Here is a 21,247-nt window from a genome sequence, read left to right on the forward strand (position 1 = left end):
TCCTCTCGGCGTCTCGGGGGGACCGGCTGGGCCGGTCCTGCGTATTCGGATAAGTACAGCACAGGGTCAGGGCTTCAGAGAAGTCGCTGTTCCCGTGGTTAAGAACCTATGGTGATGACTGGGGCAGGCGCAAACTATTTTTTCGACGAGTTTTTCTCACACCTCCTCGTCGGCGTCTGCGGACCCCTCTGCCCCGTCCCCACCTGCGCAGATGTCCAGCACGGCGGCGCCGAACCGGCCCAGCTTCCGCGCGCCGACCCCGGAGATCCCGGCCAACTCGCCCTCACTGCCGGGCACCGCCTCGGCGATGGCCATCAGTGTCTTGTCGGTGAACACGCAGTACGCGGGCTGGCCGATGTCCTGCGCCCGCGCCGCGCGCCAGTCGCGCAGGCGCTCGTACAGTGCCTCGTCCATGTCGGACGGGCAGTCGTCGCAGCGCATCAGCTTCATCTCGCCGGCGTCGGTCAGGGTCTTGCCGCAGACCCGGCAGAGCGCGGGCCCGCGCCGCTTGCGCCGGGCCGCGGCCGGACGCTCGATCCCACCGCTGCCGCCTGCGGTCGCCCGGCCGCCGAGTGCCGCCGAACCAGGACGCATCCCGTTCAGGAACCGGCTCGGGCGGCGGCCCGCCCGGCCACCGGGTGAGCGCGCCAGCGACCACGACAGGGAGAGGTGGAAGCGGGCCCGGGTGACGCCGACGTAGAGCAGCCGGCGCTCCTCCTCGATCTGCTCGTCCGTCTTGGCGTAGGTGATCGGCATCATGCCCTCGGTCAGCCCGACCAGGAACACGGCGTCCCATTCCAGACCCTTCGCCGAGTGCAGCGAGGCCAGCGTGACGCCCTGGACCGTGGGGGCGTGCTGGGCGGCCGCCCGCTCGTCCAGCTCGGCGACCAGGTCGGAGAGGGTCGCGCCCGGCCTGGCCTGTTCGAAGTCCTCGGCCAGCCTGACGAGGGCGGCGAGGGACTCCCAGCGGTCACGCACCACTCCTGATCCGGCGGGCGGCTCGCTGGTCCAGCCCTTGGTGGAGAGCACTGCCCGCACCTCGGAGGGCAGCCCCTCCGCATCGTCCAGCAGGGAGTCGTTGCCCCCTGCTCGCGCAGCGCCGCGCAGCGCGACGCCCGCTTCCCGTACCTCCGGACGCTCGAAGAACCGCTCCGCACCCCGGAGCTGGTACGGCACACCGGCATCCGCGAGGGCCTGCTCGTAGACCTCGGACTGGGAGTTGACCCGGTAGAGGACGGCGATCTCGCCGGCCGGGACACCGGCGGCGATCAGGTCCCGGATACGACGGGCGGTGCCCTCGGCCTCGGCGGGCTCGTCCGCGTACTCCAGGTAGGCGGGTTCGGGACCGGACTCGCGCTGTGAGACCAGTTCGAGCCGGTGCTCGGCGGCCCGGCCCCGGGCCTGGGAGAGCAGCCCGTTGGCCAGATGGACGACCTGGGGCGTGGAGCGGTAGTCCCGGACGAGTTTGACCACGGTGGCCCCGGGGTGGCGCGTGCGGAAGTTGAGCAGATGGTCGGGGGTGGCTCCGGTGAAGGAGTAGATCGTCTGGCTGGCGTCGCCGACGACACAGAGGTTGTCCCGGTCGCCGAGCCAGAGGTCGAGCAGCCGCTGCTGGAGCGGGCTGACGTCCTGGTACTCGTCGACGACGAAGTGCTGGTACTGACGGCGCACGTGGTCGGCGATGTCGTGGCGGTCCTGCAGGATGCCGACGGTGAGGAGCAGCACGTCCTCGAAGTCGATCACTGTGCGGTCGCGCTTCAGCTGCTCGTACATCGCGTAGACCTGGGAGATCTCGGCGGGATCGCGCGGGGCGTCCCGCTGGGACTTGGCGACCACGGCCGGATAGTCGGCGGGCACGGTCTGGGTGACCTTGGCCCATTCGATCTCGCTCGTGACATCGCGCAGTTCGTTGCGGTCGAGCCGGATACGGCAGCGGGCCGCCGCCTCGGCGACCAGCTGGACCTTGCGCTCCAGGAGCCGTGGCAGATCGCCACCGACTGCTTTCGGCCAGAAGTACTGGAGCTGACGCAGCGCCGCGGAGTGAAAGGTCCGCGCCTGCACCCCTCCCGCGCCGAGCTGGCGCAGGCGCCCGCGCATCTCGCCGGCGGCACGGTTGGTGAACGTGACAGCGAGCACACTCGACGGCTGGAGTATTCCCGCGCGCACCCCGTAGGCGATGCGGTGCGTGATGGCCCGCGTCTTGCCCGTACCGGCTCCGGCCAGCACGCAGACCGGGCCCTGCAGGGCCACCGCGACCTCGCGCTGCTCGGGGTCGAGCCCGTCGAGGACGGCGTCGGGGGAGTCGGGGACCTGGGGGAAGAGGCTGGAATGCGTTGCTGATGTCACCCCGCCATGCTGCCAGGTCGGAAGGGGCGGAAGAGGAAGTTGTCCACAGGGCCGACCCGTCCGTCGTACTAATCAGGGGCGGGTTCGGGAATGGTGACCAGGTCACGTGCGTTCTTCTTCCGTGCGGCAACTCATGTCCCCGCCTCGCCGTGTGACGGACGAGACGAAGAACGGGATGTGGCGGGATTGCCGGGACCGATGAGGCAGAGGAGCGCGAAGACATGCCGGGCACTGTGACGATGTACAGCACCACGTGGTGCGGCTACTGCCGTCGGCTCAAGGGCCAGATGGACCGCGAGGGCATCGCGTACACCGAGATCAACATCGAGCAGGACCCGGAGTCGGCAGCCTTCGTCGAGAAGGCGAACGGCGGAAACCAGGTGGTTCCGACGGTTCTGGTGACGCCGTCCACCGGTGGCGAGAACGTCGTCATGACGAACCCGAGCCTGGCCCAGGTGAAGCAGGCACTCACCGCCTGACCCCGCCGCACAGCACCGCCCCCTCCGGACAAGAGCGCATCGGAGGGGGCGGTGCTGTGCGGCGGGGGCGGCGGCCGCCGGCCCCGACCCCGGCCCTGGGCGGACTGCGGCCGCCCCCCGGCCCCGGGCGGACGGCGCCCCCGCCCCCGCCCTCGGCCGGACGCGGTCAGCCCGCCGGGAGGAACGCGTCGAGGATGTCGGCCAGCGGGCCGGACTGTTCGAGGCTCTGCATGTGCGGTGCGCGCGGAAGCTCCCGGTAGACGGAGCCGGGGATGCGCTCGGCGACCCCGGACATGAACGTGGGCGGCGCGGCTGCGTCGAGTTCTCCGGCGACGACCAGGGTCGGTGCCGGAAAGTCCCGGAGCCGGTCCCGCACGTCGAGGGTCTTGTAAGCCCGCCAGGTGGCGGCCCAGTCGGCCGGATCGAAACAGCGGATACGCTCGCGGGCGTACCGCACGCCCCAGGCGTTGTCGGCAAGGGCCTCGGGAGTGAACCAGCGGGTGAGGGTCGGCGCGATCTGGGCGTTCATGCCCTCGGTCTCGCCCGCGCGGGCCCGGGATTCGAAGGCCTCGGGGATCGGGTGGTCAGGAGCTCCCAGGAGTGCGAGGGATGCGACCCGCTCGGGGTGCAGGACAGCGGCGGTCTGGCCGATCGCGCCGCCGATGGACAATCCGACGATGTGCGCCCGCTCCAGTTCCAGGGTGTCGAGCACGCCCACCAGGTCGGTGCCGAGACCGGACATGTCGGTGGCGGCGGGCGCGCCGGCAGCCGCCCCGTGGCCACGGACGTCGTAGGCGAAAACCCTCCGCCCCGCAGCCAGCCGCTCCATGACCGGCTCCCACATCCGCCAGTCGACGCCCAGCGAGTGGATCAGGACCACGGGCGGTCCGTCGTCGCCCCGCTGTGCCACCACGGTGTCGTGGTCGCCCAGCCCGACCGGGCGCAGCGGCGCCGGCCTGGGCAGTCCTGCTGCGGTCAGCACCTCGTCGACGACTGCCAGCGCGTTCAGCGCGCGCGGCAGACCGGCATAGAGCGCCACGTGCTCGCACAGGGCGAGCAGTTCCGAGGCAGCGTGGCCCTGGTGCAGTGCCGCACGGGTGTGGGTGGCGAGCTGGCCCTCGGCACCGCCGAGCGCGGCCAGGACCGCCACCGTCACGAGCTCCCGCTCGGCCCGTCCCAGTTCGGGACGGGCGACCACTCCCGCGGCCGCGTAGTCGACGAGGGTGGCGTACATCTGCGGCGACTGCTCCCGGATCTGCGCCAGGGCGTCCTCGGCCGGCACCCCGGTCAAGCCCTCGTAGGCGCGTCGCCCACGTGCATGGTGATCCATCGCGTGCTCCCGTTCCTCGGACTCCTTACGACGATCATCGAGGGGCACCGGGCCGTACGTCCAAGATTCTTTCGGACTGGCCGTCAGTCGTCGCAGGTATCACCAGACCGGCTCCGTGTCCCGCTGCCGCCCCTGCCGTCATGGGCCTGCTTGAGTTCGGGGTGACCGGTTACGAAGGCGATGAACGCGGACAGTGCCGGGCCCGGCCGGCGCAGCGCCGACCATGCCAGCGCGGGTGTCCAGGTGGGTTCGGGATCGAGGTCCATCACGTGCACCGGCTGCCCGGGCTCCAGGGCGACGGATCGCGGGATGACGGCCACGGCCACCCCGAGGCCGGCCAGGGCGCGGGCCGTCGCGGTGTCCCGTGTCTCGAAGCGGAACCGCGGCCGGGCCCCCGCCGCGTCCAGCGCCGCCAGGACGATGTCCCGCACGACCGACCCGGGTGGATAGGCGACCAGGTCGACGCCGTCGAGGGCGGCGACGGGCACGCGGTCCTGGCGGGACCAGGGCCCGGAGGCCGCGGCGATCAGCACCAGCGGTTCCTCGCCCAGCGGCCGGAAAACCAGGCGGGGATCGTCCAGCCGCTCCGACACGGCGGCGGTCGCCGCGTCGAGGCGTCCCGCGTGCAGGCCGGCCACCATCTCCTCGCTGGTCATCTCCCGCAGCTCCACCTCCACGCCGGGGTGGACGCCGCTGAACTCGGTCAGCACCCGGGCCAGGCGCACGGTGAGACCACGGGCACTGCCGAGCCGGATGCGGCCGCGCGTGCCGTCCGCCCAGCCGCGCATCTCCTCCTCGACCGCAGCCAGGTCGGAGAGGATGCGCTCGGCGCTCTCCAGCAGCATCGCACCGGCCGCTGTGAGCTCGACCCGGTGCTTGTCGCGCTCGAACAGGGTCACGCCCAGCTGCCGTTCCATCTTGCGGATCTGCTGCGACAGGGCGGGCTGCGCGATCCGGAGCACCGCGGCGGCCCGGGTGAAGTTCAGCTCCAGGGCCACGGCCCGGACATACTCCAGTTGACGCGAACTGATCATGACAGCACTGTCTCACCGCACCGTTCCGCCGGCCGCCACGCGGTCCGGAGGGGGCCGAAGAGGGGCCGGGGAGGGCCGGGGAGGGGCCGGGGAGGGGCCGGGGAGGGCCAGGGAGGGGGCCGGGGAGGGGCCGGGGAGGGCCAGGGAGGGGGCCGGGGAGGGGCCGGGCGGTCGGAACAGTCCGATCCCCTGCCCTCGGCGGACGGGGTCAGCTCGCGCGGACCGGCTTCGGGAGCGGCTTGCCGTACCAGATCTCGATCAGACGGGCGGCGATCGAGATGCCGAACGGCGGCAGGATCTCGCCCGACTCGAAGGCGGCCGTCAGCTCCTCGCGGGAGAACCAGCGCGCCTCCTCGATCTCCTCTCCGTCGACGTTGATGTCGAACGTCGTGGCCCGTGCCATGAAGCCGAGCATCAGGCTGGAGGGGAACGGCCACGGCTGGCTGGCGATGTACTCGACCTCGCCGACCGTGATGCCCGCTTCCTCGAACACCTCGCGGGCCACGGACTGCTCGATCGACTCGCCCGGCTCGACGAAACCGGCCAGCGTGGAGAACCGGCCCTCGGGCCAGTGCACCTGGCGGCCCAGCAGGGCGCGGTCCTGGTCGTCGGTGACGAGCATGATGACCGCGGGGTCGGTGCGCGGGTAGTGCTCGGCGCCGCAGGCCTGGCAGCGGCGGATGTGGCCGGCCGCGGCGATGACCGTGCGTTCGCCGCAGCGCGAGCAGAAGCGGTGCAGCCGCTGCCAGTTCTCCAGCGCCACCGCGTGCACCATCAGACCGGCGTCGCGGGCGCCGAGGAGCAGGCCCGCCTCGCGCAGGCCCGCGGGGCGCGCCGACTGGTCCATGCGGCCCGGCAGCGTGTCCTTCTGGAGGGCGAAGTAGCTGACCCCGTCGTCATCGGTGCCGAGGAAGTAGCGGTGGGTCTCGGTGACCGGTGCCTCGAAGGCGGGAGTCATCACGAGTTCGGTGCCGTCGGCGGTGTCGTCGATCAGCACCTGCCCGCCGGAGACGACGAAGACCCGGGTCGTCGGGTGGCTCCACGCGGCGGACAGCCAGGCCTCGTCGAGGCGGTGGTGCGCGGCGCGGTCGATACCGCTCGGCGCGGTCAGACCGATGGGACGGTCCGTGGTGGCGTTGTCGAAGGTGCTCACAGGTGCTTCCTACTCCCCCGGGATGGATCGGGTGTTCAGAGGATTCAGCGGAGTGCGGCTGCCAGTTCGCCCCAGAGGTGGGCGGTGGTCTCCACACCCTTGAACAGCAGGTCGAGTTCGACCTTCTCGTTGGGGGCGTGCCAGCCGTCGGACGGTACGGAGATGCCCAGGAAGAGGACGGGGGCGCCGAGTACGTCCTGCAGATCGGCGGCGGGTCCCGAGCCTCCTTCGCGGGTGAAGAGGATCTTCTGGCCGAAGGCCCGTCCCATGGCACGGGCAACGGCCTGCAGCGCGGGATGGTCCAGGGGCGTCAGGCAGGGGCGGGTGGCCGGGAGGAAGGTGATCCGGTGGCGGATTCCGGCCGGGATGCGGTCCTCGGCCCAGGCCTGGACGGCCTGCTGGACGTGGTCCGGGTCCTGGCCGGCGACCAGGCGGAAGCTGATCTTGACCCGGGCGGAGGACGGGATGATCGTCTTGCTTCCCGCGCCCTGGTAGCCGCCGCCGATGCCGTTGACCTCGGCGGTGGGCCGGGCCCAGATCCGCTCCAGCGTGGAGTGGCCGGCCTCGCCGGAGGCCGCCTGCGACTTGGCGGTACGCAGCCAGGTGGCCTCGTCGAAGGGCAGCTCGGCGAAGAGGGCGCGTTCGGTATCGGTGAGCTCGGCCACGCCGTCGTAGAAGCCGGGTACGGCGACCCGGCCGTCGGGGTCGTGGAGCGCCGCGACAAGGCGGGCGATCTCCGTCGCGGGGTTGGGGACGGCGCCGCCGAACGATCCGGAGTGGATGTCCTGCTCCGGCCCGTGCAGCTCGATCTCGCACTCGGCGAGGCCCCGCATGCCGGTGCAGACGGTCGGGGTCGTCTCGTCCCACATGCCGGTGTCGGAGACGATCACGGCGTCGGCGGTGAGACGGTCGGCCCGCTGCTCCACCAGGGCGCGGAAGTGCGGGGAGCCGGACTCCTCCTCGCCCTCGACGAGAAGCTTGAGGTGGACGGCGGGGGCGGTGCGGCCGGTGGTGGCGAGGTGGGCCCGGAGGCCGAGGGTGTGGAAGAACACCTGTCCCTTGTCGTCGGCCGCGCCGCGCCCGTACATCCTGCCGTCGCGGATCACCGGTTCGAACGGGTCGGTGTCCCAGCCGTCCTCACGGGCGGCGGGCTGCACGTCGTGGTGTCCGTACACGAGGACCGTGGGGGCGTCCGGGTCGTCGGAAGGCCACTCGGCGAAGACGGCGGGTGCGCCGTCCGTCTCCCAGACCTCGGCGACCGGGAAGCCGGTCTCCTTCAGCTTGGCGGACAGCCATGCGGCACTGCGCCGTACGTCCCCGTCGTGCTCCGGCTGCGCGGATACGGAGGGGATGCGCAGCCACTCGGCGAGGTCGTCGAGAAAGGCTTCGCGGTGCTGCTCGGTGTACGTACGGACGGCGCTGTCCGGGGTGTCGCTCATGACCTTCAGCTTATCCGCCCGCGGGAGGTGGCTCGTCCAGGAGGATGCGCTCCAGTTCCGGGCGGCCGGGAAGGCGGGCGGGGCGGACGCTCTCGCCGCTGCGCACGAAGAGGAAGGTGGCCGTGACGTCGGTGAGCGGCAGCCCGTGCAGTTCGGCCCAGGCGAGGCGGTAGACGGCGAGCTGGAGGGGGTCGGCGGTGTTGGTGCGGCTGGTCTTCCAGTCGACGATCTCGTACGTGTCCCCCGTGCGGTACACCGCGTCGATGCGGCCCCGGATGATCCGTCCGGCCAGCGTGATCTGGAAGGGTGTCTCGACGCGGTACGGGGTCCGGCGGGCGTACGGGGTGCGCTCGAAGGCCTCCTTGAGCTCGGCGAGATCGCGCTCGTCGGCGATGTCGGCGTCGCTCTCGTCGCCGCCGGGCAGCTCGTCGGGGCCGAGCATGGGCAGCGGCAGCTCCTCGAAGCGGGACTCGACCCAGGCGTGGAAGCGGGTGCCGCGGCGGGCGGCGGGCTGCGGGGGGCGGGGCATGGGGCGGGCCAGCTCCTGGGCGAAGCCGTCGGGGTCGTCGGCGAGGCGCAGCAGCTGGGTGGCCGAGAGCGAGGCGGGCACGAGGACGTCGCGCACGGTGGCGCGGGCACGGCGCAGCTCCCCGGCGAGGGCGTCGAGGTCGCGGTCCCAGGAGGCGAGGGTGCGGGACTCCTCGGGGGTGAGGCGCGCGGGCACCCGCTCGGGGGCGCGGGCCGCCGGGACGTGCGGGGTGACGGGGGGCCGGGGCATGTCGTCGTCATCGGGGAAGGGCGCGTCGTCCAGGAAGGGGTCGTCCTCGGGGAACGGCTCGTCGTCCGGGAACGGCTCGTCGTCCGGGAAGCCCTCTTCGAAGGCGGGCTCGTCCGGCGGGGGCGGCTCCGTCGCCGCGTACGCCTCGGGCACCGGGCCCGCCGTGGCCAGCGCCTCCAGATGGGCCATCACCGTGTCCGCGGCGGCCCGGCGGCGGGCCAGCGCGGCGGTGTCCAGCGGCAGCGGCCAGGCGTGGTCGGCCGTGGCCTCGCCGAGGGCCGGGTTCTCCTCGTCCTCGGCCGGTTCGTCCGCCCACGCCTCGATCTCGCCGTACCCGGCCGCGCAGTGCTCGTACAGCGCGTCCAGAAAGGCCGAGGGGCCGCGCGGCTTCTTCTGGCTCGGGCCCCACCAGTGGCCGGAGCCGAGCAGCAGGGTGCGGGGCCGGGTGAAGGTGACATAGCCGAGGCGGAGCTCCTCGGTGTGCTGGTGCTCCTTCATCTCCGCCTTGAAGTCCTTGAGCCCCTTGGCGTCGAGGGAGTGGACGACAGGCAGCGTGGCCGTGTCGCCGCGCAGCGCGTGCGGGAGGACGTGGGACTGGGAGGTCCAGGCGTCCCGGGACTGGCCACTGGGGAACTGGCCGGTGACCAGGCCGGGGACGGCGACGACGTCCCATTCCAGGCCCTTGGACTTGTGGGCCGTGAGGACCTTGACGGTGTTCTCGCCGCCGGGCAGCGCGTTGTCCAGGCCCTTCTCGTACTGCACGGCGGTACGCAGGAAGCCGAGGAAGGCGAGCAGTGTCGCCTCCCCGTCGACGGCGGCGAACCGGGCGGCGACGTCGAGGAAGTTGGCGAGGGTCTCGCGGCGGCGGGCGGCCAGGGCCTGCGGCGAGGCGGAGAGCTCGACCTCCAGACCGGTGGTGGCGAGGACCCGGTGCAGGACGTCCATCAGCGGGTCGGCGAGCGAGCGGCGCAGGTCGCGCAGCTCGGTGGCCAGGCGGGCGAAGCGGATGCGGGCCTCGGCGGAGAACGGCAGGCGGTCGTCCTGTTCGCCGCCGGAGTCGAGGAAGGTGTCCAGGGCGTCCGCGAGGGAGATCACCTCGGCCGGGTCGATGCCCTCGACGGCCTCGGCCAGCCGGCGGTCGGGGTCGAAGTCGTCGTCGGTGTGGGAGGCGCGGTGGACGAGGAGGCGGGCGCGGCGGCCGAGCAGGGCCAGGTCGCGGGGGCCGATCCGCCAGCGGGGGCCGGTGAGCAGCCGGACCAGGGAGGCGTTGGCCCCCGGATCCTGGAGGACCTCGCAGACGGCCACGAGGTCGGCGACCTCGGGGAGGTGGAGCAGCCCGGAGAGGCCGACGACCTCGACCGGGATGTCCCGGGCGACGAGCGCGGCCTGGATCTCGGGGAAGTCACCGGCGGTGCGGCACAGGACGGCGATCTCGCCGGGGGCCTTGCCGGTGCGCACGAGGTGGGCGAGGGAGTCGGCGAGCCAGTCGATCTCCTCGGCGTGGGTGCGCAGCAGCGCGCAGCGGACGAGGCCGTCGTGCTCGGCGCCCGGGGCGGGGCGCAGGGCCTCGACGCCCTCGTGCATGGCGCGCAGGGGTGCGGCGAGTCCGTTGGCGAGGTGCAGGAGGCGGCCGCCGCTGCGGCGGTTCTCGCTGAGGGAGTAGCGGGCGGCCGGGGTGCCGTCGGCGTGCGGGAAGTGGCTCGGGAAGTCGTCGAGGTTGGCGACGGAGGCGCCGCGCCAGCCGTAGATGGCCTGGCAGGGGTCGCCGACCGCGGTGACGGCGTGCCCGGACGCGGTGCCGTCGGGGCCGCTGCCGAAGAGGGCGGAGAGCAGGAGGCGCTGGGCGACGGAGGTGTCCTGGTACTCGTCGAGCAGGACGACCCGGTACTCCTCGCGCAGGATCGCGCCGACCTCGGGGCGGGTGAGGGCGAGCTGCGCGGAGAGGGCGATCTGGTCGCCGAAGTCGAGGAGGTCGCGGCTGCGCTTCGCCTCCCGGTAGCGGCTGGTCAGTGAGAGCAGCTCGCGGCGGGCCTCGGCGGTCTCGGGGATCTTGCGCAGTTCCGCGTTGCTGAGCCTGGCGGTCTCCAGGGCGCGGAGCAGCTCGGTGTCGTACTCCGTGAGCTGTTCGGGACGTACGAGATGTTCGGCGAGCTCGGCGTCCAGGGCCAGCAGATCGCTGACCAGGGTGGGGAACGACCTGGTCAGGGCCGGGTAGGGGCCGGGCGCCGCGCGCAGCACGCGGGCGGCGAGCTGGTAGCGGGTGGCGTCGGCGAGGAGGCGGGTGGTGGGTTCGAGTCCTATCCGCAGCCCGTGCTCGGTGAGGAGCCGGCCGGCGAAGGCGTGGTACGTGGAGATGCCGGGTTCGCCCGGGGGGTTGTCCGGGTCGATGGTGTCCGGGTCGGTGACCCCGGCGGCGATCAGGGCCTTGCGGACGCGCTCGGCGAGCTCGCCGGCCGCCTTGTTGGTGAAGGTGAGCCCGAGAACCTGCTCGGGGGCGACCTGACCGGTCCCGACCAGCCACACCACGCGGGCCGCCATCACCGTGGTCTTCCCCGACCCGGCTCCGGCGACGATCACCTGCGGGGCGGGCGGCGCGATGATGCACGCCGTCTGCTCCGGGGTGAAGGGGATCCCGAGAAGCTCCTTGAGCTGTTCGGGATCAGTGATACGCGAGGTCACTCCACAGAGGCTAACCGGCGGGTCCGACAACCCACGAAGTCGCGAGGGGCGGCGTGCGGGACCCGGCGGAGTCCGGGAAGTGCCTCGCCCCGGACCCCATGACCGGTCTAGGTTGCATCTGATCACCACCGATCACCACTGAACGCATCAACAGCCTTACGAGGACGGTCATATGAGCGCCGACGCACCCGCCACTGACGCCGCAGAGCTCAGGAAGCGGATCGATACGACGAAGGCGCACCCCGCACGGGTCTATGACGTATTTCTCGGCGGCAAGGACAACTACCCGGCCGACCGTGAGGCCGCGGCCATGGCCCTGTCCGCCAATCCGCGCGGGTATCTCACCGTGCGGCACAACCGGGACTTCATGCGGCGGGCGGTCACGCTCGCCGCGAAGGACGGCATCCGGCAGTTCCTGGATGTCGGGACCGGGCTGCCGACCCAGCAGAACGTGCACCAGATCGCCCAGTCGATCGCCCCCGATTCGCGGGTGCTGTACGTCGACAACGACCCGGTCGTCCTCGTGCACGCGCAGGCCCTGCTCACCAGCGGGCCCGAGGGCCGCACCGAGTACATCGAGGCGGACCTGCGCGACCCCGCCAGGATCCTCGAAGCCGCCCGCCGCACCCTCGACCTCGACCGCCCCGTCGCCCTCGTCCTCGCCGCCGTCCTCCACTTCATCGAGGACGAGGCCGCCTACCCGATCGTCGAGCAGCTCCTGGACGCACTGGCGCCCGGCAGCTTTCTCGTACTGAGCAATGTCAGCTCGGACCTCAATCCCGAGCAGGTCGGACAGGTGACGAAGGCGTTCAAGGAGCGCGGTTTCGCCATGGTCCGCCGCTCGCACGCGCAGGTCGAGCGTTTCGTGACGGACAACGGTCTGGAGATGCTCGACCCCGGAGTCGTCCCGGTGCACCGCTGGCGTCCCGAGCAGGTCGTCGATCTGCCCGAGTCCGCGGACCCGGATCCGGAGTTCGTGGCGGGACTGGACGAGCTGGACCGGACGCGTTACCAGGGGATCAACGACGTCACGGACGCGGACGTCAGTGTGTACGGAGTGATGGCCCGCAAGCCCTGAGGCCCCGGGCGGGGCGGGCGCGGCTCTCTCCAGGACGTGCCGTGCCCGCCCTGGCCGGGCGCGGCTCACTCCAGAACGTGCCGGCCCTCCGGCTGCGCGCTGCATGAGGCCCTGAAGGTGCAGTGGGTGCAGTGCTGGCCGGTCGCTGGGGTGAACCGTTCGTCCAGGACCCGGCCGGCGGCGGTCGCCAGGAGATCGGAGACCCACTCGGTGTCGGGCGGCTCCTGGGCCTGCACCTTGGGGACGGCGTCGCCGCCCTCCTTCTTGGGGGCGGGCTGGCGCAGCTGTACGAGTTCGGCGCCCCCGGATTCGGGGCGCATGCCGTCGAAGACCTCGTCGACCGCGCCTTCCCGGACCGCCAGCTGGTACACGGCGAGCTGGGGGTGGCGGGCGACCTCGTCCTTCGTCGGGGACTGCTTGCCGGTCTTGAAGTCGACGACGTAGGCGCGGCCCTCGGCATCGCGCTCGACGCGGTCCATGGAGCCGCGGATGCGCACCTCGTACTCCCCCGCCTCCAGCGTCACGTCGAAATCGTGCTCGCTGGCGGCCGGGGTGCGGCCGGTGCGGTCCATGACGTGCCAGTGCAGGAAGCGTTCGAGGGCGATGCGGGCCTGCTGCTTCTCCTGCTGCGACTTCCAGGGCGCGTCGAAGACCAGCCCGTCCCAGACCGAGTCGAGCCGCTCCATGAGGACCGTCAGATCGGCGGGCGTACGGCCGGAGGCCACCTCGTCGGCCAGTACGTGGACGACGTTGCCGAAGCCCTGGGCCGCGGTCGCCGGGGCGTCGGCCTTCACCTCGCGGCCCAGGAACCACTGGAGGGCGCAGGTGTTGGCCAGCTGGTCGAGCGCGCTGCCGGACAGGGCGACGGGCTGGTCCCGGTCGCGCAGCGGGACGGCCGAGCGCGTCGGTTCGTACAGGCCCCACCAGCGGTAGGGGTGGGCCGACGGTACGAGCGGCTGCCCCTCGTCGTCACTGAGCGCCGCGAGCCGGGCGAGGCGGTGGGCGGCCTCCTCGCGCAGCGCGTCGGAGGCGCCGGGGTCCACGGTGGTGGCGCGCAGCTCGGCGACGAGGGCGGCGACGGCGAGGGGGCGACGCGGGCGGCCGGTGACGTCGCGGGGCTCGACTCCGAGCTCGGCGAGGAAGCGGGACGGCTGGTCGCCGTCGTCGGCGGGGGCCTTGACCGCGGTGACGATCAGGCGCTCACGGGCACGGGTCGCCGCGACGTAGAAGAGCCGGCGCTCCTCGGCGAGGAGTGCGCCGGGCGTGAGGGGTTCGGCGATGCCGTCGCGGCCGATCCGGTCCGCTTCGAGCAGCGAGCCGCGGCGGCGCAGGTCGGGCCAGAGGCCCTCCTGCACTCCGGCGACGACGACCATGCGCCACTCCAGGCCCTTGGAGCGGTGCGCGGTCATCAGCCGTACGGCGTCGGGCCGCACGGAACGCCGGGACAGGGTGTCGGCGGCGATGTCCTGGGCGTCGACCTCCTCCAGGAAGTTGAGCGCGCCACGGCCGCCGGTGCGTTCCTCCGCGCGGGCCGCGGTGTCGAAGAGGGCGCAGACGGCGTCGAGATCGCGGTCGGCGTTGCGCCCGCCCGCGCCCCCGCGCAGCGCGGCGCGCTCCAGCCTGGCCGGCCACGGGGTGCCGGACCACAGCGCCCACAGCGCTTCCTCGGCGGTGCTGCCGGCTTCGAGGAGCTCGCGCGCCGTGCGCAGCAGTGCACCGAGGCGCTGGGCGCCGCGGGCGTACGCCGGGTCGTGCGCCACGAGCCGCTCCGGTTCGGCGAGCGCCCGGGCGAGCAGTTCGCCGGAGGGCGCGGGCACCCGGTTGCCGGCGGCGCGCTCCTCGTCGCGCAGGGCCCGGCCGAGCCGGCGCAGGTCGGCCGCGTCCATGGAGCCGAGGGGTGAGGCGAGGAGGGTGAGCGCCGTCTCGGTGTCGAGCCAGGGTCCGGGGGCCGGGGCCGAGGCCGGGGTCTCGGGTCCCGCCTCGTCCTCGGCCGCCGTGTCCGCACCCGTGTCCGCGCCCGTGTCCGCGTCCGCGCCCGTGTCCGCGCCCGTGTCCGTGTCCGCGCCTGTGTCCGCAGCAGCGTCCGCGCCCCGGCGCAGCGCCGCCGCGGCCACCGTGCGCAGGGCCGTCAGCAGCGGGGCCACCGCCGGTTCGTGGCGCAGGGGCAGGTCGTCGCCGTCGACCTCCAGCGGGACGCCCGCCGAGGTCAGGGCCCGGCGCACCGCGGGGATGGTGCGGCCGCCGGCCCGGACCAGGACCGCCATCTCGCGCCACGGCACCCCGTCCTCCAGATGCGCCCGGCGCAGCAGGTCGGCGATGTTGTCGAGCTCCGTGGACGCGGTCGGGTAGGTGTACGTCTCGACGCTGCCGCCCTCGCGGACCGCGCCGAGCTCCCGGTGGGCGCGGACCTTCGCCGACGGCAGCCGGGTGAGCGGCATCCGGCGGGTGAGGAGGCGGGTCGCGGCGAGCAGCCGGTCCCCGGAACGCCGCGAGGTGGTGAGGACGCCGACCGGGGCCGGGTCGCCGTCCGCACGCCGGAACATGTCGGGGAAGTCGAGGATGCCGTTCACATCGGCGCCCCGGAAGGCGTAGATCGACTGGTCCGGGTCGCCGAACGCGATCAGGTTCCGGCCACCGCCGCCGCCCGGGGTGCTCCCCCGGTTGCCGGCCAGCGCGTGCAGCAGCCGCACCTGCGCCGGGTCGGTGTCCTGGTACTCGTCGACGAAGACGGTGTCGTAACTGCCGGCCAGCAGCCCCGCCACCTCGGGGCGCTCGGCGAGCAGCACCGCGCGGTGGACCAGCTCCGCGTAGTCCAGCACCCCCTGGGCGTCCAGGACGTCGAGGTACTCGGCGAGGAACGCGGCGGCCGCGCCCCAGTCGGGCCGGCCGGTGCGCCGGGCGAAGTCGGCCAGGGCTTCCGGGCCGAGGCCCAGCTCACGGCTGCGGGCGAGTACGGCGCGCACCTCGTCGGCGAAGCCGCGCGTGGTCAGGCAGGCCCGAAGTTCGTCGGGCCAGCGGATGTGGTCGTGGCCCTCCTTCTCCAGGTCGAGCTGGCCGGCCAGCAGATCGCGGACGGTGACGTCCTGTTCCGGTCCGGAGAGCAGCCGCAGCGGGTCCGCGAAGAGGTCGGCGTCCTGATGGGCGCGCACCAGGGCGTAACAGAAGGAGTGGAACGTGGTGGCCTGCGGTCCGCGGACGGCGCCGAGCCGGGCGGCCATCCGGTCCCGCAGCTCGACGGCGGCCTTGCGGCTGAACGTGAGGACCAGGATGCGGGCCGGGTCGCCGCCCCGGGCGATACGGGCGGCGACCGCTTCGACGAGCGTCGTGGTCTTGCCGGTGCCGGGCCCGGCGAGCACCAGCAGCGGGCCGCCGGTGTGGTCAACCACCGCGCGTTGCGAGGCGTCAAGGAGAGGGGGCTCCACGGAGCCCGGCAGGGTACGCACCAGTCGGTACGCGCCCGTGGTCCGACGCCGTGCCTGACGGTGCGGACTGTTCCGGGTGGTGGAGGAGGAGCTCACGTGGGGATCGCCGGTCCTGGTGGGTGTGCTGGGGGTGCTGGAGATGAGGGTGCGGCGCGTGCCGCGAACTGACGACGCTACTCCGGCGAGGCCGCCGATTGGTGCGGGACGGATGCGTGGATCGTCACGTTCCGCCGGGCGGAAGGACCGGGCACTGTCTCCGCTGCACGCTTCCTGTGCGTCGCACGGGCCCGGCTCCGCCCGATGTGCCGCCGGATGGCCGAAGCTGTCAGGTGTGAGATCCCCCGCCGCCGTCGCCCTCCGTGCCCGGCCCGCCCGGTGCGCCGCCCGTCGCCCCGCCGTCCCACCGTGCGCGCCGCATGTCGAGACGCGGCACGTGGCCGTCCGCGGAGCGCGAGGCCTCGCGCAGCGGGGTGTTCTCCTCGCGGTAGTGATCCAGCGCCCGCAGCTCGTGGCCGGGCAGCAGCGCACCGTCGGCGCGCACCACGCGCCACCACGGCACCGCTCCCCCGTACAGCGCCATGACCCGGCCGACCTGGCGCGGCCCGCCGTCCCCCAGCCACTCCGCGATGTCGCCGTAGGTCATGACGCGGCCGGGCGGGATCAGTTCGGCGACGTCGAGCACGCGCTCCGCGTACTCCGGCAACGCGTCGCTCGTCGGGTGTTCGCTCATCCGGCCCATCCTGCCGTACGCCGCCGACACTCCGGCCTGTTCCGTGTCCGGCCGGACACGGAGTGTGCGCGGGGGCGGAATGGAGCGTATCTTGCGCATCGCGCGCCCCCGCATCGCACCCTGATGCCCCCCTCCGCCCGCCGGCCGTGCCACCATCATGCGGGCGGTGACCGGTGATACGAGAAGACGAAGACCAATCAGAGGCGACGAAGGAGCAGGGCGTGCAGCCACCGAAGGCGGCCGACGCCTCTGATGCCGAGCCGCACCCCGAGGAGAACGGGCAGCAGCCCGGCGCCCGCCCGCAGGCCTCCTCGGCCCGGTCCGGATCCGCCCCTGAGGTCCCCTCGGACCGGTCCGGATCCGCCCCTGAGACCCCCTCGGACCGGCCCGGCGCCGACGACCCGCAGACCTACCCGGATCATCTGGACGGCTCGACGCTCTCGACCGCCGAGGCGGCCCTGTCCGACCGTGTCTCGGGCGACGAACCCCTGCTCCCCGCCCGGGTGCACCGCCCCTCCGATCTGCTGCGGCTCCTCATCGGGGTCCTCGCGATCGTCGTGCTGTTCGCCGTCGCCGCATTCGCCCACGGCACGACGGCGGGCCTCGAACAGGACATCAACAAGGGCACCGGACAGGCGCCCGATCTGCTCATCAAGATCGCCGGCCTCGTCTCCAGCATCGCCGTGCTGCTCGTCCCGGTGGCCTTCGCCATCGAGCGGCTGATCAAACGCGACGGGCTGCGGATCGCGGACGGTGTCCTGGCCGCCGTGCTCGCGCACGGGGTGACGCTCGCCACGGATCTGTGGGTGTCCAATTCCGCGTCCGGCACCATTCAGGACGCCCTGACCCAGCCCCAGCCCGGTGACGCGCTCACCGACCCCGTACACGGCTATCTCGCCCCGGTGATCGCCTATATGACCGCGGTCGGCATGGCGAGACGGCCACGGTGGCGGGTCGTGCTGTGGGTGGTGCTGCTGCTCGACGCCTTCACCATGCTGGTCGGCGGGTACACCACCCCGCTCTCGATCATCCTCACGGTGCTCATCGGCTGGACGGTCGCGTACGGCACGCTGTACACGGTCGGCTCGCCGAACGTCCGGCCGACCGGCCAGCACCTGATGGCCGGTCTGCGCCACGTCGGCTTCCGCCCGGTCACCGCGATGCGGGCCGACGACGCGCCCGACTCGGGTGACCAGAGCGACCGCGGGCGCCGCTACGTGGTCTCGCTGGAGGACGGCCCACCGCTCGACGTGACGGTCGTGGACCGCGAACAACAGGCGCAGGGCTTCTTCTACCGTGTGTGGCGCAGGCTCACCCTGCGCGGCATCACCCAGCGGCGTTCCATCCAGTCGCTGCGCCAGGCACTGGAGCAGGAGGCGCTGCTCGCGTACGCGGCGATCGCCGCCGGCGCCAACGCCCCCAAGCTGATCGCCACCTCCGAGCTCGGTCCGGACGCCGTGATGCTGGTGTACGAGCACATCGGCGGGCGTTCGCTGGACGCCCTGGAGGATTCCGAGATCACCGACGACCTGGTGCGCGGCGCCTGGCGTCAGGTGCAGGCGCTCCAGTCGCGGCGGATCGCGCACCGCAGGCTCACCGGTGACGCCATCCTGGTGGATCGTTCCGGCAAGGTGTTCGTCACGGATCTGCGCGGCGGCGAGATCGCGGCCGGTGATCTGGTCCTGCGGATGGACGTCGCCCAACTGCTCACCACCACGGGTCTCCGGGTGGGCGCCGAGCGCGCGGTCGCGTCCGCGCTCGCGGTACTCGGCCCGGACGCCGTCGCCGACTGTCTGCCGCTGCTCCAGCCGATCGCGCTCAGCCGCTCCACCCGCGCCCACCTGCGCAGGCTCGCCCGGGAGCGGTCGCAGCGCGAACGCGAGGCGGTACTGGACGCCTCGGACGCGGCGAAGCGGGCCCGGTCGCAGGAAGCGGAGCACACCGACGACGCCGGCCACAGGACCGGCCGCAAGTCGCAGCGCACCGAGAAGCAGGCCGAGAAGCGGGCCATGGACGACGCGCTGGACGGGGCCCGTGAGGAGGATCTGCTCTCCCAGATCCGCCAGGAAGTGCTGCTGATCCGGCCGCAGGCCCCGGTCGAGCCGGTCCGTCTGGAGCGCATCAAGCCGCGCACCCTGTTCAGCTTCATCGCCGGTGCCATCGCCGCGTACTTCCTGATCTCGCAGGTCACCGAGGCCGACTTCGGTGCGGTGGTCGAGCAGGCGGAGTGGGGCTGGGTGGCGGCCGCGCTCGGTTTCTCGGCGCTCAGCTACATCGCGGCGGCGATGAGCCTGCTGGGCTTCGTGCCCGAGCGGGTGCCGTTCGGCAAGACGGTGCTGGCGCAGGTCGCCGGCTCGTTCGTGAAGATCGTGGCCCCGGCCGCAGTGGGCGGTGTCGCGCTGAACACCCGGTTCCTCCAGCGTTCCGGCGTGCGTCCGGGGCTCGCGGTCGCGAGTGTCGGCGCCTCTCAGCTGTTCGGGCTCGGCTGCCACATCGTGCTGCTGGCCGCGTTCGGCTATCTGACCGGTACGGAGAAGACGCCGTCCTCGCTCACCCCGTCCAGGACGGTGATCGCGGGGCTGCTGACGGTCGCCGTGCTAGTGCTGGTGGTCACCGCGATCCCGTTCCTGCGGAAGTTCGTGGTGACCCGGGTGCGGTCGCTGTTCGCCGGAGTCGTACCGCGCATGCTCGATGTCGTACAGCGGCCGCAGAAGCTGCTCACCGGCATCGGCGGGATGCTGCTGCTGACCGGCCTGTTCGTGATGTGCCTGGACGCGTCGGTCCGGGCGTTCAGCGGCCCGGACACCCCGCACCTCAGCTACGCGAGCATCGCGGTGGTCTTCCTCGCCGGCAACGCGTTGGGCTCGGCGGCCCCGACCCCGGGCGGTATGGGTGCGGTCGAGGGCGCGCTGACCCTCGGTCTGATCGCGGTCGGCCTGCCGAAGGAGGTCGCGGCGCCCGCGGTGCTGCTGTACCGCCTGATGACGCTGTGGCTGCCGGTGCTTCCCGGCTGGCTCTGCTTCAACCATCTGACGCGCAAGGGCGAGCTCTAGGGCCCCGCGGGCCCAGCATGATCCAGACGAGAGGCTCTGGGGGCCTCTCGTTTGGACCGGCGCCCCGTGCGCACCCCGGGGCGCCGCCGCACGATGGAGCGATGAGGACCTCCCCTGCCCTGCGCGCCGCGGCCCTCGCCGGCGCCGTCACCGTGCTGCTTCCCCTCGCCGGCTGTTCGGACGGGGGTGGCGGGGAGAGCTCGCCCCACGCCGCCGGGACTGCCGCGACCACCACCCCCGCCGGCCTCGCATCCCAGCAGCTGAAGTGGACGCCGTGCCCGGCACCTTCCCAGGCACAGGGCGGCGGAGCCTCGCCCTCCCCGCTGCCCGGCGGGGCCGTCTGGGAGTGCTCGTTCATGAACGTCCCGCTCGACTACGCGGAGCCGGAAGGCGACACCATCGAGCTGGCGCTCGTCCGCGCGAAGGCGATGGACGCGAAGAAGCGGATCGGTTCGCTCATCTTCAACTTCGGCGGCCCCGGCGCCTCCGGTGTCGCCACCCTGCCCGCCTTCGGTACGGAGTACGACAAGCTCCGCACCCGCTACGACCTGGTGAGCTTCGATCCGCGCGGAGTCGGCCGCAGCGCGGGCGTGGAGTGCGAGGACGACGCGCAGCTGGACGCGCGGTACGAGGGCGACGGCACGCCCGACGACGCGGCGGAGGAGAAGGCGTTCACCGAGGACACGAAGACGTATGCGGACGCCTGCGAGAAGAACTCGGGCAAGGAGCTCCCCTTCGTGGGGACGACGAACGCCGCCCGCGACATGGACCTGATGCGTCAGGTGCTCGGCGACGACAAGCTGTACTACTTCGGCATCTCGTACGGAACCGAACTGGGCGGCGTCTACGCGCACTTGTTCCCCGGACACGTCGGCAGATCGGTCCTGGACGCGGTGGTCGACCCGACCGAGGACGCGGAGCAGTCCTCCCTCGGCCAGGCCAAGGGCTTCCAGCTCGCCCTGGACAACTTCGCCGCGGACTGCGTGGACCGGGGCGACGCCTGCAAGCTGCCCGGTGCCACCGCCGAGGAGGTCGAACAAGGAGTGTCCGGCCTCCTCGACCGGCTGGAGAAGAAGCCCGTACCGGGCATCGGTTCCCGGAAGCTGACGCAGACGCAGGCCACCACCGGCATCGCGGCGGCGCTCTACTCCAAGGAGACCTGGCCCCTGCTGGAGCAGGGTGTGGACGAGGCGGACGGCGGCAACGGCGCGCTGCTCCTCGCTCTCGCGGACTCCCTCAACGGGCGCTCCGAGGACGGCCACTACGACAATTCCGCCGCGGCCAACACCGCCATCAACTGCGCGGACTCCAAGGAGCGTTTCACCCTCGACCAGACCAAGGCGAAGCTTCCCGCGCTCCACGACGCCTCACCGGTCTTCGGCGACTACCTCGGCTGGGGCCTGATGGCGTGCACCGGCTGGCCGGTGGCGGGCGCCTGGGACACCCCGGACGTCAGCGCCGGGGGCGCGGCGCCCGTCCTGGTCATCGGCAACACCGGTGACCCGGCGACTCCGTACGCGGGCGCGAAGGCGATGGCCGAGGAACTGGGCGAGGGCGTCGGCGTGGAGATGACGTACAAGGGCGAGGGCCATGGCGCGTACAACAGCGGCAGCGCCTGTGTGCAGAAGGCGGTGGGCGGCTACCTCCTGGACGGAAAGGTGCCGGCCGACGGGACGGTCTGCGGATAGGCGTGCCGGCCCGCGCGCCTACCATGGGCGCGAACTGC

The 21,247-nt window shown here is 72.7% G+C and carries 12 protein-coding genes; 4 read left to right on the forward strand and 8 right to left on the reverse strand.

Annotated features, from left to right (window positions below; translation table 11 throughout):
- Positions 1 to 156 precede the first annotated feature (156 nt).
- Positions 157 to 2,346 carry an ATP-dependent DNA helicase UvrD2 gene (locus OG912_RS09410; protein ID WP_326738610.1) on the reverse strand — a complete coding sequence of 730 codons (2,190 nt, stop codon included), beginning with the start codon at positions 2,344 to 2,346 and terminating at the stop codon, positions 157 to 159.
- Positions 2,347 to 2,567: 221 nt separating this feature from the next.
- On the opposite strand from OG912_RS09410, the gene OG912_RS09415 reads away from it, so the two are divergent.
- Complete coding sequence (locus OG912_RS09415; RefSeq protein ID WP_326738609.1) at positions 2,568 to 2,825, forward strand: glutaredoxin family protein; 258 nt, start codon at positions 2,568 to 2,570, stop codon at positions 2,823 to 2,825.
- A 166-nt stretch (positions 2,826 to 2,991) separates the two neighbouring features.
- Here the strand turns inward: OG912_RS09415 and OG912_RS09420 are convergent, their stop codons facing one another.
- The 5 genes from OG912_RS09420 to OG912_RS09440 all read right to left on the reverse strand — a co-directional run bounded on the left by OG912_RS09420 (position 2,992) and on the right by OG912_RS09440 (position 11,238).
- Complete coding sequence (locus tag OG912_RS09420) at positions 2,992 to 4,155, reverse strand: alpha/beta fold hydrolase (RefSeq protein ID WP_327708959.1); 1,164 nt, start codon at positions 4,153 to 4,155, stop codon at positions 2,992 to 2,994.
- A gap of 83 nt (positions 4,156 to 4,238) precedes the next feature.
- Positions 4,239 to 5,189 (reverse strand): LysR family transcriptional regulator, encoded by a 951-nt coding sequence (locus OG912_RS09425; RefSeq protein ID WP_327708960.1) that lies wholly within the window; start codon positions 5,187 to 5,189, stop codon positions 4,239 to 4,241.
- Positions 5,190 to 5,397: 208 nt separating this feature from the next.
- Positions 5,398 to 6,342, reverse strand: coding sequence for an NAD(+) diphosphatase (gene nudC / locus OG912_RS09430; RefSeq protein WP_219572277.1), 945 nt, complete (start codon positions 6,340 to 6,342; stop codon positions 5,398 to 5,400).
- Positions 6,343 to 6,386: 44 nt separating this feature from the next.
- Entirely contained in the window at positions 6,387 to 7,781 is a 1,395-nt protein-coding gene (locus tag OG912_RS09435) for a dipeptidase (RefSeq protein WP_327708961.1), read from the reverse strand.
- A 10-nt stretch (positions 7,782 to 7,791) separates the two neighbouring features.
- Positions 7,792 to 11,238, reverse strand: coding sequence for an ATP-dependent DNA helicase (locus OG912_RS09440; protein WP_327708962.1), 3,447 nt, complete (start codon positions 11,236 to 11,238; stop codon positions 7,792 to 7,794).
- Between the two features lie 172 nt (positions 11,239 to 11,410).
- Between OG912_RS09440 and OG912_RS09445 the strand changes: the two genes are divergently transcribed.
- Positions 11,411 to 12,316 (forward strand): SAM-dependent methyltransferase, encoded by a 906-nt coding sequence (locus OG912_RS09445; protein WP_327708963.1) that lies wholly within the window; start codon positions 11,411 to 11,413, stop codon positions 12,314 to 12,316.
- 65 nt (positions 12,317 to 12,381) lie between these two features.
- Here OG912_RS09445 and OG912_RS09450 read toward each other — a convergent pair whose 3' ends face one another.
- Both OG912_RS09450 and OG912_RS09455 read right to left on the reverse strand, forming a co-directional pair.
- The gene (locus tag OG912_RS09450) at positions 12,382 to 15,834 is read right to left on the reverse strand and encodes an ATP-dependent helicase (RefSeq protein WP_327708964.1); all 3,453 of its coding nucleotides are present in this window, start codon (positions 15,832 to 15,834) and stop codon (positions 12,382 to 12,384) included.
- 229 nt (positions 15,835 to 16,063) lie between these two features.
- On the reverse strand, positions 16,064 to 16,468 hold the full coding sequence (locus OG912_RS09455) for an MGMT family protein (protein ID WP_326738603.1): 405 nt from the start codon (positions 16,466 to 16,468) through the stop codon (positions 16,064 to 16,066).
- A gap of 221 nt (positions 16,469 to 16,689) precedes the next feature.
- Here OG912_RS09455 and OG912_RS09460 point away from each other — a divergent pair, with 221 nt between their 5' ends.
- Positions 16,690 to 19,521, forward strand: coding sequence for a lysylphosphatidylglycerol synthase domain-containing protein (locus OG912_RS09460; protein ID WP_327708965.1), 2,832 nt, complete (start codon positions 16,690 to 16,692; stop codon positions 19,519 to 19,521).
- A 101-nt stretch (positions 19,522 to 19,622) separates the two neighbouring features.
- Positions 19,623 to 21,209 carry an alpha/beta hydrolase gene (locus tag OG912_RS09465; RefSeq protein WP_327708966.1) on the forward strand — a complete coding sequence of 529 codons (1,587 nt, stop codon included), beginning with the start codon at positions 19,623 to 19,625 and terminating at the stop codon, positions 21,207 to 21,209.
- The last annotated feature ends 38 nt before the right edge of the window (positions 21,210 to 21,247 follow it).

It is taken from the genome of Streptomyces sp. NBC_00464, assembly GCF_036013915.1.
Lineage (GTDB): Bacteria > Actinomycetota > Actinomycetes > Streptomycetales > Streptomycetaceae > Streptomyces.